We start from the raw sequence: 14343 nt of genomic DNA on the forward strand, positions 1-14343 counted from the left end.
TGTGGGGGTGATCCCCCAGTCGGGAAATCCGTGCTTTCCCCCATGGTCGCGAAGGCCGGTGGCGATCAGCATGGAGGCATGACTTCTCGTGCCTTTCCGACCCGTCGTTCGCTCGTCGGGCTCGCGGCCGCCGGGCTCGCGGCGGGCCTACTGCCGACGCCCGCCACCGCCGCACCCCGCGCCGGTGCGAGGGTCCGGCTGCCCGCGCCGACCGGTCCGTTCGCGATCGGGACCGTGTCCGCCCGGCTCGTCGACCGGTCACGGCCCGACCCGTGGGTGCCCGCGCTGCCGTACCGCGAGCTGATGGTCGACGTCTGGTATCCGGCCGCGCCCGGCCCGCCCGGCCCGGGCGGAGGGCACCGCCGCGCGCCCTACATGGCGCCGGGCGCCGCCGCCCGCTGGGACGCCACCGCGCCGCACGGCATCCCGCGGGGCGCCCTCGACTTCGCCGCCCTGCGGACGCATGCCAGGAAGGGAGCGGCGGCCATCCGCGGCGGGCGGCGTCCCGTCCTGCTGTACGCGGCGGGCGCGGGCGACCCGCGCACCTGGGGCACCACGCTGGTGGAGGAGTTGGCGAGCCGCGGCTATGTCGTGGTGACCGTCGACCACACCTACGAGAGCCCCGGCGTGCAGTTCCCCGACGGCTCGGTCAAGGGCAACGAACCGCTGCTGGAGGCCCTCGCGAAGGCGCAGCGCGAGGGCACCATGCCGGCCCTGCTCAAGAAGGTCCTCGGGGTCCGGGTCACCGACTCGACGTTCGTCCTCGACCGCCTCGGCTCGCTTCCGCACGGCCTGTCCGCGATCGTCGACCGGAGCCGCGTCGGCATGGTCGGACAGTCCGCGGGCGGGGTCTGCGCCGCCCAGACGATGTACGAGGACCGCAGGGTCAAGGCTGGCGTCGACCTGGACGGCACGCTGGAGTTCAACCCCGAGCCCGACGGGACGAACCTCCTGCCGGTCGCACGGCACGGCCTGGACCGCCCCTTCTTGCTGATGGGCCGCGAGGGAAGCGACCGTACGACCGAGCCGTCGTGGCGGTCCTTCTGGACCCACAGCACCGGCTGGAAGCGGAACCTCACGCTGCGGGGTGCCAAGCACCAGACGTACACCGACCTGGCCGCGCTGCTGCCCCGGGCCGGGGTGGACCGCGCGACCGTCGAGGAGCACATAGGCACGATCGTCCCGGAGCGGGCGGTGGCGGCGCAGCGCGCGTATGTGGTCTCGTTCTTCGACCGGTGGCTGAAGGGGGAGGACGACGGGCTGCTGGAGCGGCCCTCGGAGCGCTGTCCGGAGGTGGTGTTCGCGGGCTGACGTGCCGTGAGCGGGCGTCCGGCGGCTAGGGCCTGTCTGACAATTCCCGCCTGCCTCGCGACGCCATGCACGCACTCTCGCCGCACCGGGCGCAGAGCCAAGTACATCCAGTACGAGGCCCTACGCCCGGCACGCCGAGAGCACGCACCTGACGCCGCGAGGCCGCCCTCCGGGCGACGACGCGAATTGTCAGACAGGCCCTAGGGGGTGGCGCGGGTGGTCTCGGGAGGCCGCGTCGCCTGGCGTTCCGCGCGGTTCAGCCACTGGAGGTACCAGGCGGCGAACGTGACGCGGCCGGGCCTGCCGACGAACTGGACGGGGGCCACGCCCTCGGCCGCCGCTCTTGCGTCGTGCCACATCGTGCCGCGCTCGGGCCCTGTGAGGGCCAGCAGCGTGTAATAGCCGCAGCCCTGGTCGCCCACGCACAGGGTGCCCTCGGTCAGGATCTCAAGGAGCTCGTCCTCGCGCCGGTCCCAGGCGTGATGGTCGCGGCGGAACCGTGCCTCGTCCTGCGGTGTGCCGCCGTACGCCGCGCGCGACGGCTCCGCGTCCTGGTGGTCCGCGAGTTCCCGGGTGCGCTCGGGGCGGAAGGGGCGCGCGCCGTGGGGCGTCGCGGGCGGTGTGTCGGGCCCGACCGGGCGCACGGGGAACAGGCCGTAGTCGGGTCCGGCGCCGCCCGCGCCGACTTCCAGCAGGAAGCTGCGGTACTCCGCGGGGAACGTCACGCCGCGGTGCCGTTCGACCGCGGCCACCTGCTCCCGCGTCAGCACGGGCAGGAGCGCGAAGCCATGGCCGTACTCATGGAACTCGGCGCCGAACACCGCCTTGCGGTACGGCGCGGAGCGCAGGGCGAGCACCCGCTCCCGCACCCCCGTCCAGACCCCTCCCACCTGCGCCCCTTCCTCTTCCGGCCGCTCCTCGAAGCGTCCCGCACCGGGTCACCGTACGCGTCCGCCGTGCTGGTGCCTCCGGCGGCGGGGCCTCCTCCAGGGGGCCGCCTTCAGAGGGCCGCCGTCCGGTCGCGGCGGCCCGGAGGCCGACCTACGCTCGCCCATGTGACGCCTGTGACGCCGTCCCCGCGGCTGCCCGCGCGGGCAGTCGCGGTCGCCGTGGCCGCGCTGCTCGCCTGGTTCTCGCTGCTGTGTCCCTGGCCGGCCTTCGCGGAGGACCCCGTCACGCTCTCCCGCACCGGCCAGATCACCGACAGGGTGGACGCCCTCGGGGAGCGCGCGGACGCCGCGGAGCAGGCCCTCGACCGGCTCTACGACGACCGGGGCGTGCAGCTCTTCGTCGTCTACGTACGTGATTTCTCCGGCCGTTCCGCGCAGAGCTGGGCGGACGCCACCGCCGGGCGCAACGGCCTCGGCCTGGACGACGTGCTGCTCGCTGTGGCCACCCACGACCGGCAGTTCGCCTACTCCGTGGACGACGCCTCCCGGCTCAGTGACGCCCAGCTCCAGGAGGTGGCCACCACCGCCATCCGGCCCGCCCTGCGGGAGAACGACTGGGCCGGTGCGGCCATCGGCGCCGCGAACGGCTACCGCGCGGTCCTCGCGGGGCGGCCCGTGCCGACGCCGTCGGTCACCCCCGGCCCGGCCGATCCCGGCGGGCGCGACGACTCCGTGGCCGGCGACCTCGTGCTGCCGGTGGCAGTGGCGGGCGTGGCCGGGGCCGCCGCCCTGGTCGCCTACCGGCGGCGCAGGAGGCGGGCCGCGACGCGTACGACGCCCGGCTGGGGCCGTGGCGCGGGTACCGGCCTCACCCCGCTCCCCCGCCTCGACGAACTCGACAAGAAGGCCCGGCTGCTGCTGGTCGAGACGGACGACGCGATCCGCACCAGCGCCGAGGAACTGGGGTTCGCGACCGCCCAGTTCGGCGAGGACGCGGTCAAGCCGTTCGGCGAGGCGCTCGCGTACGCCCGTTCGGAGCTGACGGCGGCCTTCCGGCTGCGGCAGGAGCTCGACGACGCCTACGGCGAGGACGAGGCGACCCGGCGCCGCATGCTGGACGAGATCATCGCGCGCTGCACGGAGGCCGACCGCCGCCTGGACGCGGAGACGGCCGCCTTCGACGAGCTGCGCTCCCTGGAGAAGAACGCCCCGCAGGCCCTGGCGCAGGCCGAGACGGTGTTCCGGCAGGTCGCGGCGCGGACCGGCACGGCCGATGAGAGCCTCGCGGCGCTGCGCCGGACGTACGCGCCGAGTGCCTTCGCCGGCGTGGTCGGCCACGCCGAGCAGGCCAAGGACCGCCTCCTCTTCGCCACCACCCACCTCAACCGGGCCCGGCAGTCGCTCGACGCGGGCGAGAGCGGTGTGGCCGCCGTCCATCTGCGCGCGGCGGAGGGCGCGGTCGACCAGGCGGGCACGTTCGTGGCCGCCGTCGAGCGCCTCGCCGGGGAGCTCGCGGCGGCCGCCGAGCGGCTGCCCGGCGCGCTCACCGAGACCGAGACCGACCTCGCCGACGCGCGCGGGCTGCTCGAAGGCACCGCGGCGGGGGTGCCCACGGCGGACCTGCGGGGCCGTATCGCGCGGGCGGAGGCCGTGGTCGCCGAGGTGCGGAACCAACTGGCCGCGGGGCCCTGCGACCCGATCGCGGCCCTGCGCCGCGTGGAGGAGGCGGACGCGGCGCTCGACGCGGCGCTGGCGGGCGCCCGGGAGCGCGAGGTCGCCGACCGGCGCTCCCGCGACCTGCTGGGGCAGGCCCTGCTCACCGCCCGCAGCGCCGTCGGGGCGGCCGCGGACTACGTCACCACGCACCGCGGCGCCGTCGCCAGTGAGGCGAGGACCCGCCTGGCCGAGGCTGGGCGGCACCTCGCGCGGGCGGAGGCACTCCAGGACGGTGCCGACGACGGCGACGCGACGGCCGCGCTCGCCGCGGCGCAGCGGGCGGACACGCTGGCCCGCCAGGCCCACCAGCTCGCCGAGCGCGACGTGCGGGGCTACGGCAATCCGTACGGAGGTCCCGGCCCGGGCGGCGGCCGCGGCGGGGGCATGGGCGGCGCGGTTCTCGGCGGCATCATCCTGGGCGAGCTGTTCGGCGGCATGGGCCGCGCGGGCGGCGGCTACGGACGTGGCGGGTTCGGCGGCGGCCCCGGGCCCGGGAGCTTCGGCGGCGGGGGGACGCGGGGGCGCAGGGGCGGGGGCGGCAGGTTCTGAGCACCGCTCCGCTTCCGGAAAAGCCCCGTCGGCCTCACCACCAGCAGGTTCATACTCGGACAAGGAGGACCAGGCCATGACGAAGCAGACCATCCTCGGCCGTGTCACCCAGCTCGCCAAGGCGAACGTCCACGCGCTCCTCGACCAGGCCGAGGATCCGCAGAAGATGCTCGACCAGCTGATCCGCGACTACACGAACAACATCGCGGAGGCCGAGGAGGCGGTCGCGACCACCATCGGCAATCTGCGGATGCTGGAGCAGGACCACCGGGAGGACCGGGACGCGGCCGCCGAATGGGGCGGCAAGGCGCTCGCGGCGAGCCGGAAGGCGGACGAGCTGCGGGCGGCCGGGAGCGCGGGCGAGGCGGACCGGTTCGACCGGCTCGCCAAGGTGGCCCTCGGGCGTCAGCTCCAGTGCGAGAAGGAGGCACAGGCCGCGGAGCCGGTCATCGCCTCGCAGACCGAGATCGTGGACCGGCTCAGGTCGGGGCTCGACCGGATGAAGACGAAACTGGCCGATCTGCGCTCGCGCCGCGACCAGTTGGTGGCGCGCGCCAAGACCGCGCAGGCGCAGAACCGGATGATGGACGCCGCCGCGACCATCGACGTCCTGGACCCGAGCAGCGAGCTGAGCCGCTTCGAGGAGAAGGTGCGGCGCGAGGAGGCGCGGGCGCTCGGCAGGCAAGAGCTCGCCGCGTCCTCGCTCGACGGGCAGTTCGAGGAGCTGGAGGGCCTCGGCGACGCGGCGGAGGTCGATGCCCGCTTCGCCGCCCTCAAGTCGGCCACATGAATCCCGCGGGGCTCAGCACAGCAGCCGGGCTCGGCACAGCCGCAGCGGTCAGAACAGGCTGAGCAGTGCCTCCGCCGCGTCCATCGGCTCCGTCTCCCCGTCGGGCAGCGGGAGTTCGAACCAGACCGTCTTGCCCCGGGGGGTCCTGCGTGAGCCCCACGCGGCGCTGAGCAGGCCGACCAGCTGGAGTCCGCGCCCGCCCTCGTCGGTGTCGCGTGCCCGGCGGCGGCGCGGCTGGACGAAGCCGCCGTCCCAGACCTCGCAGACCAGGGTGCGGTCAAGCAGGAGCCGCAGCCGGATCTCGCCCTCGCCGTACCGCAGGGCGTTGGTGACGAGTTCGCTGACCAGCAGTTCCGCCGTGTCGCAGAGCGGTTCCAGGTCCCAGGCCCGCAGCTGGTCGCAGGCCAGTTCACGGGCGCGGCCCACCGACTTCGGGTCGCGTGGCAGCGTCCAGTCGCCGACGTGCTCGGCCGGCAGCCCTTGGACGCGGGCCATCAGGAGGGCGATGTCGTCCTCGCCGTGGTGGGTGTCGAGGGAGTTCAGGACGTGGTCGCAGACGTCCTCCAGGGCCGGCGGGGCGTCGCCGAGGGCGCGTACGAACGCGTTCAGCCCCTCGTCCAGCGGGTGGTCGCGGGATTCGACGAGGCCGTCGGTGTAGAGCGCGAGGAGGGCGCCCTCGGGCAGTTCGACCTCCACGTCCTCGAAGGGTTCGCCGCCGACGCCGAGCGGCAGGCCCGGCGGGACGTCGAGCATGAGGGCGACCTGCCCGGGGTCCCCGGGCTCGACCAGGGCGGGCGGCAGGTGTCCCGCGTTGGCGAAGGTGCAGCGGCGGGTGACGGCGTCGTAGACCGCGTAGACGCAGGTGGCGAGGTACACCTCGCTGAGGTCCGCGTCCGCCGCCTTGCGGGCCGCGCGGGTGTTCTGCTGGGGCCCGGCGGGGTTGCCGAGGCCGCGGGCGATCTCGTCGAGGGCGGAGAGGACCTCGGCGGGCTCCAGGTCGAGCAGGGCCAGCGTCCGTACGGCGGTGCGCAGCTCCCCCATGGCGACGGCGGCGCGCAGGCCGCGGCCCATGACGTCGCCGACGACCAGGGCGGTGCGGTGGCCCGGCAGCTCGATGACGTCGAACCAGTCGCCGCCCACCTCCGTGGCGGCGTTGCCCGGCAGGTAGCGGCAGGCGATGTCCAGGCCGGACGCCTCGGGGTCGCCGGGCGGCAGCAGGGAGCGTTGCAGGATCAGCGCGCGTTCGTGTTCGCGGCGGTAGAGGCGGGCGTTGTCGATGCAGACGGCGGCGCGGGCGGCCAGTTCGACGGCGAGCGCGCGGTCGCGTTCGCCGAAGGGTTCGCTGCCCTTCGTACGGGAGAACTGGGCGAGGCCGACCACGGTGTCGTGGGCGATCATCGGCACGGCGAGCGTCGACTGGATGAGGCCGCCGGTGAGACGGCTCGCGGAACCGTCGTCCCGCGCGGTGGTCAGCCGGGGCCGGGCCGCGCGCAGCGCGTCGGCGCAGGGCGAGGTGAAGGCGAACCGGTGCACGGCGCCGACGTCGACGGGCGCGCCCCCTTCCGGGAACGGGGCATCGGCGACGGCGCTCGCGAAGGCCACGCGGCGCAGTTCCGCGCTGCCGTCGGCGAGGCCCGGCGGGGTCTCGTCACCGGCGAGCAGGCCTTGGTACAGGTCGACGGAGGCGAGGTCGCAGAAGCCGGGGACGGCGACGTCGAGGAGTTCCCTGGCGGTCGTCTCCAGGTCGAGGGAGTTCCCTATGCGGGCGCCCGCCTCGTTGAGGAGGGCGAGGTTGCGGCGGGCGTGGGCGGCCTCGCGGGCGGCGGCGTGCCGCCGGGTGACGTCGGTGCCGAGGCCCGCGACCCCGATGGGGCGGCCGGAGCCGCTGTGCACGCGGTAGAGGTTGATCGACCAGTGTCTGCGGTCGCTGCTGCCGGGCGCGGGGCCGACGATCTGCATGTCCGTGACGGAGTCGCCGGTCTCCAGGACCCGCTTCAGTGCGGCCGCCATGCGGTCGGCCTCGTGGCGCGGCAGGTAGTCGTGGACGGTGCGGCCGCGGTGGTCCTCGGTGCCACCGCCGAAGACGGCGGCGAAGCGGCGGTTGGCACGCTGGACCCGAAGGTCCGTGCCGAAGAGCAGGAAGCCGAAGGGAGATTGGCCGAAAATGGCCTGCGAGGCGGCAAGGTCCGTCTCGATCTGCCGGAGCGCGCGGACGTCGACGACGATGCAGACCGCGGCCCGCTCACCGTCCTCGGTGCGGGTCGGCATGACGTAGACCTCGGCGACGCCCTCCAGACCGGATTCTCCGGCGCCGTCCTCGCCGGGCACGCGGAAGGGGACGACGCCCGTCCACTCCCGTCCGTCGAGGATCTCCGCCATCTTGCGGTGGCCGCCGGCGCGCAGCTCGGCGGGGACGAAGGCCTCGATGGGGTCCTTGCCGACGGCGTCGCGCGCGGGCACACCGAAGAGCCGCTCGGCACGCGCGCTCCACTGGTCGACGAGGCCGTCGGGGCCGATCGAGAACGAGGCGACCTTGATGTAGTCGTAGATCGAACCGGGCGGGCTGCTGTGCCACGTCTCGTCGGCCGGCACGTCGCCGGGGGCCTCGCCCGGCACGTCGGCGGCCGGTCCGCCGGCCGCCGGATCGCCCGACGGCCGCTCGGTCTGCGCGTCGCCCGACGGCCCATGCGGCTCCGTCGCCTTCGCTGGTATCTCGCTCACGCGAACCGTCCCCTCCAGCTCACCGCGTCCGGCACCGGTCACCGCGTACGGCTGACCGCAGTATCCAGCACTACGGTGCAGCGCCACACGGCGTTCACGATCACAGCACGGACTCGACGCTTTTTGGCCCGTGCCGCACTTGTGCCCGACGCCCTTCGCACACTGCAAGTCTTCTAACCCGGCAGCGCCAGCTCGAACCACACCGTCTTCCCCGTCCTGCCCGTCCTGCCCTGCCGTGTGCCCCAGCGCCGCGAGGAGCGGGCCACGAGCTGGAGGCCGCGTCCGCTCTCGTCGTCGGGTGCGGCGGCGCGCGCCAGGGGCGGATCGGGCAGGGGGTCGGACACCTCCACGAGGAGGGTGCCGAGCGGGTCGGCGGGGCGTACGAGGCGTACGCCGATGGGCCCGGAGGCGTGCCGCAGGGAGTTGGTGACCAGCTCGCTCACGAGCAACGCGGTGATGTCACCGAGGGACGCGAGACCCCAGTCGCCGAGCTGCTCGCGGACGACATGGCGAGCGGTGCGGACGGCGCCGGGGTCCGCGGGGAAGTCCCACTCGGCGCAGTCGCCTTCGATGTCGATCACGCCGATCACTTCCAGACCAGAAGCGGAACCTGTCCGGTTTCGGGTGGTTAATGCCCACATACCCGATACCCCGGCGGCTTTACCGCGTAATGGGGCGCACTGTGGCACGAACGGCGTAGAAGAGATCAGTGCGTGGCGCGTGCCACGGCGAGCGCCGCCGTCACAGCAGGCACATCCGCCGTCAGCCAGTCCACCGACCACACCTGGTCAGGGGCGAGCCAGCGCAGCTCGTCATGGTCCTGGAGGGGCTCGGCGACGCCCGAGAGGAGCCGGGCCGTCCAGACCCGCAGGACGTACCCCTTGGCGAGCGGCCACTGTCCGGGCACGCGCTCCACCACTTCCGCCTCGACGCCCAGTTCCTCGCGGAGCTCGCGCACCAGCGCGTCCTCACAGCGCTCACCGGGCTCGACCTTGCCGCCGGGCAGCTCCCAGCCGCCCGCGAGTTCGGGGGGCGCACTGCGCCGTGCGGCGAGCAGGCGTCCGTCGTCGTACAGGGCGGCGCCCACCACGATGCGTTCGTTCATGCGCCGGAGCCTACGGTCAGCGCCCGCCGCCGTTCTGATTCAGCTTCTCGATCCAGTACAGCTGCTGGTGACCGCGGTCGTCGAGGCTGTCCGCGATCTTCTGGGCCTCGGCCTTCGTGGCGAACCTGCCGACGCGGTAGCGGTTGCCGTTGTCGTCCTGCCTGATGACGAGCCAGGGCAGCGTGACCGTCCCGTCGCTCATCGCGCCCCTCCGCTCGCCGCCCCCGGCGCGCGCCACGCCTCGATCACTAAGGAAACCGCAATACGCATATGCCCGAGCCTACGCCCGACCTTTACTGTGCGGATACGCGTTTGCACAAAGAGATACGCGGCACGGAGTGCCAGGCATAGGCAATCGGCCACTTGTGCGGAGCAGGTGGGGGGCGCACGCACGCGACGCGCCCCCGGCGGGTCACTCCATCACTCCACGGACTGCTCCGAAGTCACTTCACGGGCAGGTGGTAGGCGACGCGGTAGCGGTCGGCGGGGACGACGACGTCGGCCGTCTCCACCGGGCGGCCCGAGGCGTAGTACGTGCGCTGGACGACGAGGACCACGTGGCCGGGGACGCCGCCGAGCGCCGTCAGCTCCTCCGCGAGGCCGGGCCGGGCGCCCACCTCCTCCGCGACGTTGTCCACGACCACGTCGATGGCCGCCATGCGCTCCACGACTCCGCAGCCGCCGAGGGGGCCTTCCTCGGGGAGCATCACGGGGGTGCGGCCCGTGACGGCGAGGGGCTCCCAGGAGGTGGAGAGCATCATGGCCTCCCCCGCGTCCCGGAAGACGTACTTGGTGCACATCACGCGGTCGCCCTGGCGGATGGCGAGCCGCTCGGCGATCGCGGCACCCGCCTCGACCTGCTCGCTGCGCGACTCCCAGGTGCCGCGCGCGCCCTCGGCCGCCTGCTCCTGGCGGAAGGGGGTCGAGCCGCCGTTCACCGCGCGGTAGCCGGTGCGGGCGATCCTTCGGGGGACGGGGCGCGCGCGCACGTACGTGCCGGAACCGGAGCGGCCCTCGACCAGGCCCTCGGCCATCAGGACCTTGCGCGCCTCCAGGGCGACGGTGTCCGAGACCCCGTACTCCTCGCGGATCCTGGCCTGCGAGGGGAGCCGGGTGTGCGGCGGCAGCGAACCGTCGACGATCTTCTTGCGCAGATCGCCCGCGACGCGCAGATACGCCGGCTGCTCACCGAAAGTCACTGGCCACTCCCATCAGGTTGACAGACAGCTACAGCCTGGCAACCGTGGGTTGTTGCCTGCAACCCAAGGCCAAGGAATCACTCGAAGTGATGATTTCTGCCCTGCCGGGTCTTCCCGCGGGGCCGTTCTCCGGATACAAGCACCTCGTCGTACAGGCACTCGCCCTCGCGGCCGACCGGGTCACCGACCCCGATCCGCACCGCGAGGGCGAGGTTCACGCACTCAGAGCCTCAGAACTGCAGGCTCCAGGAGTCGATCTTCCCGGTGTCCTGGGCCGCGTTGTCGCTGACCCGCAGCTTCCACGTGCCGTTGGCCGTCTCCGAGGAGGCGTTCACGGTGTACGTGGTGTTGATGTTGTCCGCGCTGCCGCCGGTGCCGTAGCCCTTGAGGGTATAGGCGGTGCCGTCCGGAGCGATCAGCTGGACCTGGAGGTCGCCGATGTAGGTGTGCTGGATGGTCACCGGCACGCTCAGGGCGGCGGGCGCGTTGCCCGCGACCTCGGTCACGGTCACCGGGGACTCGGCCGTGGCGTTGTCCTGGATCGCGTAGTCCGTGTCGTTGGTGAACTTCTTGCCCGGCGGGTTCGTGGTGCCGCCCGTCACGTTCAGGAGGCGGTTGGGCGAGCCGGTGCCGGGGCTGGTGACGACGCCGGTGGAGGAGGCGCTGACGAGGGCCGAGGAGACCTGTGCCGGGGTCGCCGACGGGTTCTGGCCCACGTAGATGGCGGCGGCGCCGGCGACGTGCGGGGACGCCATCGACGTACCGGAGATGGTGTTGGTCGCCGAGTCGCTGGAGTTCCACGACGAGGTGATCGAGGAGCCCGGCGCGAAGATGTCCAGGATGCTGCCGTAGTTGGAGTAGCTGGCCCGGGCGTCGGTGCTGGTCGTGGCGCCGACGGTGATGGCCTCCGCCACGCGCGCGGGCGACTTCGTCGACGCGTCGGTCGACTCGTTGCCCGCCGCGACGGCGTACGTGATGCCGGAGGCGATGGAGTTGCGTACGGCCGTGTCGAGCGCGCTGTCGGCGCCGCCGCCGAGCGACATGTTGGCGACGGCGGGCTTGACGGCGTTCTTCGTCACCCAGTCGATGCCCGCGACGACCTGGGCGGTGGTGCCCGAGCCCTGGTTGTTCAGGACGCGGACGCCGACGATCTTGGCCTTCTTGGCGACGCCGTGCAGGGTCCCGGCGACCGTGCCCGCGACGTGGGTGCCGTGGCCGTGGCCGTCCTGCGCGGTGTTGTCGTTGTCGATGGCGTCATAGCCGTAGGAGGCCCGGCCGCCGAAGTCGCTGTGGCTGATGCGGACGCCGGTGTCGATGACGTACGCGGTGACGCCCTCGCCCGCGGAGTCCGGATACGTGTACTTCTGGTCCAGCGGCAGAGTCTTCTGGTCGATGCGGTCCAGGCCCCAGGAAGGCGGGTTCGCCTGGGTCGCGGAGGCAGTGAACGTCCGGTTCTGGACGACCGCGTCGACGGCCGGGTCGGCCGCGAACTTCTTCGCCTCGGCCTCGGTGAGCTCGACCGCGTAGCCGTTGAGGGCCTTGTCGTAGGTCCGCTCGATCTTCGCGCCGTACTCCTTCGCGAGGGCCTTGCCCTCGGCGGAGCGGGCCTTCGGGCCGTCCTTGTCGAGGCTCACGATGTAGCTGTTCTTGATCGTGCCGGGGGCGCCGGCGTTCTCGATCCTGCCGTCCGCCTGCCGCGCGTCGGCGGTGGCCGGGAGGGCGGAGACGACGCCGAGGGCGAGGGCCGCGACCGCTGTCGCGCTGATCCCGGCCAGTCTTCGGCGGTTATGACGCATCACTGCCATCTGAGGGGTCCTCCTCAATAGGTGGTGCGCTGGTGGGGGATTGGTGCCTGTGGTGCCCACACACGCGGAGGCGCCCGCTCGACAGGGGCATGTCAATACGACACGCCGCCCGACCGTGCGGGATCCGCCTCCGTCGGGACGAAAGATTGGCGGATCCATAGGAATCCCACAAGGGCCAGGACCGGACGGAACGTGACCGCCGCGGGCGCCGTTCGCCGCACGGAACTCAACAGCCCCACGGCTCGCATGACGCCCCGTCAGGCTCTGCCTCCGGCCGCCCCCTCGTCCATCGGCCTCCCGGTCACTCGACGTGGGCGGCGATGAGGCGGGCGCAGGCCAGGGATTCGGTGTGCGTGGTGTCCACCTCCAGGTCGTAGACCACACCCCGGTGGACCGACTCCGCCTGCGCCGCGGCCATGCCCGTCGGCCGGTCCCCGCGGGCCGTCTCGCGGCCCGCGGCGACCTCGCTCTCACACCTGACGCCGACCCACAGCACGTCGAGCCCGGCCAGGGCCTCGCGCCAGCGCGCCTGGGACTCGGGCCCGCCGAGGAACACGTCGTCGACGATGACCCGGGCACCCGCGCGGACCATCGCGGCGACGCCCTCCATCCACGCCGCCTCCAGCCGCCGGAAGTCCTCGCCGACGCTGACACCACCGTCCGCGGCGAACTCGATCCCCCCCTCCGCCGTGCCCGTGCGCAGGGCGAGCGGCATCGCGTCCACCAAGGAGTCGACCGCCGCGGCCAGCCACGGCTCGCGCAGCACCGCCTGGAGACACCGCAGGATGCCTGACTTGCCCGAGCTGGAGCCGCCGTTCAACACGATCACCTGAGTCGTCACGGGGTCACGGTAGGCGCTGGAGACCAGGGCTCGAAGCGGTTTTCCGCCGCGCCTGCCCCTGCCGCGCGGCGAACCGCTCGAGACCCGGCACTAGGGCCTGTCTGACAATTCCCGCCTGCCTCGCGACGCCATGCACGCACTCTCGCCGCACCGGGCGCAGAGCCAAGTACATCCAGTACGAGGCCCTACGCCCGGCACGCCGAGAGCACGCACCTGACGCCGCGAGGCCGCCCTCCGGGCGACGACGCGAATTGTCAGACAGGCCCTAGCCTGCGCGCATGACCGCCGTGACCCGCGTGACCGCCATGACCGCGCTGCCGGACCGCTTCTGTCCCGCCGACGGGGCCCGCGTGCCCGGGGGGTCGCTGGAGTGGGCCTGTCCTGTCTGCCGGGGCCCGCTCGACCTGGACTTCTCTCCCACCCCGGCGCCCCTCACCGCACTGTCCGGGCGCGTCAACTCCCTGTGGCGGTACGCGGAGGCCCTTCCGCTGCCCGCCCCCGCGATCTCGCTCGGCGAGGGCCGCACGCCCCTCGTGGAGCTGACCCCGGAGGTCTCGGCCAAGCTGGACTTCCTGATGCCGACGCTCTCCTTCAAGGACCGGGGCGCGGTCGTGCTCGCCGCCCTCGCGGGGCATCTCGGCCCGGACCGCGTCATCGCCGACAGCAGCGGCAACGCGGGCACGGCGGTCGCCGCGTACTGCGCGCGGGCCGGGCTCCCCTGCACCGTGTACGTCCCCGCCGGGACACCGCCGAGGAAGCTGGCGCAGATCGGGGCGCACGGGGCGCGGCTCGAAGTCGTCGACGGCGGCCGGGAGTCGACCGCCCGCGCGGCCCGTGCCGCCGCCGGCACTCCCGGCACGTTCTACGCCTCGCACGTCCACAACCCCTACTTCCTCCAGGGCACCAAGACGTACGTACACGAGCTCTGGGAGGACCTGGGCGGCCGGCTGCCCGACGCGCTGGTGGTCCCCGTGGGCAACGGAACGCTGCTGCTCGGCGCCGCCCTCGCCGTGCGTGAGCTGCACGCGGCCGGGCTCATCGCGAAGGCGCCGGCGCTGTACGCGGTGCAGGCCGCGGCGGTGGCCCCGCTCGCCGAGGCATGGCGGGCGGGCGCCGCGGACCTGGTCGGCGAGACCCCGGCGGCGGCCACCTCGGCGGAGGGTATCGCGATCCCGCGTCCGCCGCGCGCGCGGCAGATCCTGGCAGCGGTACGGGAGTTCAGGGGCTCCTTCCTCACCGTGTCGGACGAGCAGATCGCGGCGGCCCGACGGGACCTGGCGGCGCGTGGGCTGTACGTGGAGCCCACCGGGGTGGCCTGCTGGGCGGCCGTGCGGGACGGAGCGCTCGACGGCCGGACGGCGGTGGTGCCGCTGTGCGGGGCGGGGGCGAAGGCCTAGGGCCTGTCTGACAATTCCC

The 14343-nt window shown here is 73.5% G+C and carries 13 protein-coding genes; 4 read left to right on the plus strand and 9 right to left on the minus strand.

Going from position 1 to position 14343, the window contains the following annotated elements:
- Window positions 1-78 precede the first annotated feature (78 nt).
- Window positions 79-1311 carry an alpha/beta hydrolase family protein gene (locus ACF062_RS14280; RefSeq protein WP_392138067.1) on the plus strand — a complete coding sequence of 411 codons (1233 nt, stop codon included), beginning with the start codon at window positions 79-81 and terminating at the stop codon, window positions 1309-1311.
- Window positions 1312-1511: 200 nt separating this feature from the next.
- Here the strand turns inward: ACF062_RS14280 and ACF062_RS14285 are convergent, their stop codons facing one another.
- Window positions 1512-2201, minus strand: a complete 690-nt coding sequence (locus tag ACF062_RS14285; RefSeq protein ID WP_392138069.1) for an SMI1/KNR4 family protein — start codon at window positions 2199-2201, stop codon at window positions 1512-1514.
- A 174-nt stretch (window positions 2202-2375) separates the two neighbouring features.
- Here ACF062_RS14285 and ACF062_RS14290 point away from each other — a divergent pair, with 174 nt between their 5' ends.
- On the plus strand, window positions 2376-4466 hold the full coding sequence (locus ACF062_RS14290; protein WP_392138860.1) for a TPM domain-containing protein: 2091 nt from the start codon (window positions 2376-2378) through the stop codon (window positions 4464-4466).
- A 76-nt stretch (window positions 4467-4542) separates the two neighbouring features.
- Complete coding sequence (locus ACF062_RS14295) at window positions 4543-5256, plus strand: PspA/IM30 family protein (RefSeq protein WP_392138071.1); 714 nt, start codon at window positions 4543-4545, stop codon at window positions 5254-5256.
- 48 nt (window positions 5257-5304) lie between these two features.
- Here ACF062_RS14295 and ACF062_RS14300 read toward each other — a convergent pair whose 3' ends face one another.
- From ACF062_RS14300 to cpt, 8 genes are all read right to left on the minus strand, one after another.
- Window positions 5305-7977, minus strand: a complete 2673-nt coding sequence (locus ACF062_RS14300; protein ID WP_392138072.1) for a SpoIIE family protein phosphatase — start codon at window positions 7975-7977, stop codon at window positions 5305-5307.
- Between the two features lie 173 nt (window positions 7978-8150).
- A complete protein-coding gene (locus ACF062_RS14305) occupies window positions 8151-8567 on the minus strand; it encodes an ATP-binding protein (RefSeq protein WP_223776562.1) in 417 nt (138 codons plus the stop codon).
- A gap of 116 nt (window positions 8568-8683) precedes the next feature.
- Entirely contained in the window at window positions 8684-9082 is a 399-nt protein-coding gene (locus ACF062_RS14310; protein ID WP_392138075.1) for a (deoxy)nucleoside triphosphate pyrophosphohydrolase, read from the minus strand.
- Window positions 9083-9098: 16 nt separating this feature from the next.
- A complete protein-coding gene (locus ACF062_RS14315) occupies window positions 9099-9284 on the minus strand; it encodes an SPOR domain-containing protein (RefSeq protein WP_392138076.1) in 186 nt (61 codons plus the stop codon).
- 241 nt (window positions 9285-9525) lie between these two features.
- A complete protein-coding gene (locus ACF062_RS14320; RefSeq protein WP_392138078.1) occupies window positions 9526-10281 on the minus strand; it encodes a GntR family transcriptional regulator in 756 nt (251 codons plus the stop codon).
- 77 nt (window positions 10282-10358) lie between these two features.
- Window positions 10359-10499, minus strand: a complete 141-nt coding sequence (locus ACF062_RS14325) for a hypothetical protein (RefSeq protein ID WP_392138080.1) — start codon at window positions 10497-10499, stop codon at window positions 10359-10361.
- Between the two features lie 12 nt (window positions 10500-10511).
- Complete coding sequence (locus ACF062_RS14330; protein WP_392138082.1) at window positions 10512-12086, minus strand: S8 family serine peptidase; 1575 nt, start codon at window positions 12084-12086, stop codon at window positions 10512-10514.
- 301 nt (window positions 12087-12387) lie between these two features.
- Complete coding sequence (cpt, locus tag ACF062_RS14335; RefSeq protein ID WP_392138083.1) at window positions 12388-12927, minus strand: chloramphenicol phosphotransferase CPT; 540 nt, start codon at window positions 12925-12927, stop codon at window positions 12388-12390.
- A gap of 305 nt (window positions 12928-13232) precedes the next feature.
- Here cpt and ACF062_RS14340 point away from each other — a divergent pair, with 305 nt between their 5' ends.
- Window positions 13233-14324: a pyridoxal-phosphate dependent enzyme gene (locus ACF062_RS14340; RefSeq protein WP_392138861.1), complete on the plus strand. Its 1092-nt coding sequence runs from the start codon at window positions 13233-13235 to the stop codon at window positions 14322-14324.
- Window positions 14325-14343: the final 19 nt, after the last annotated feature.

It is taken from the genome of Streptomyces sp. NPDC015345, from assembly GCF_043078805.1.
In the GTDB taxonomy this organism is placed as follows: Bacteria; Actinomycetota; Actinomycetes; order Streptomycetales; family Streptomycetaceae; genus Streptomyces.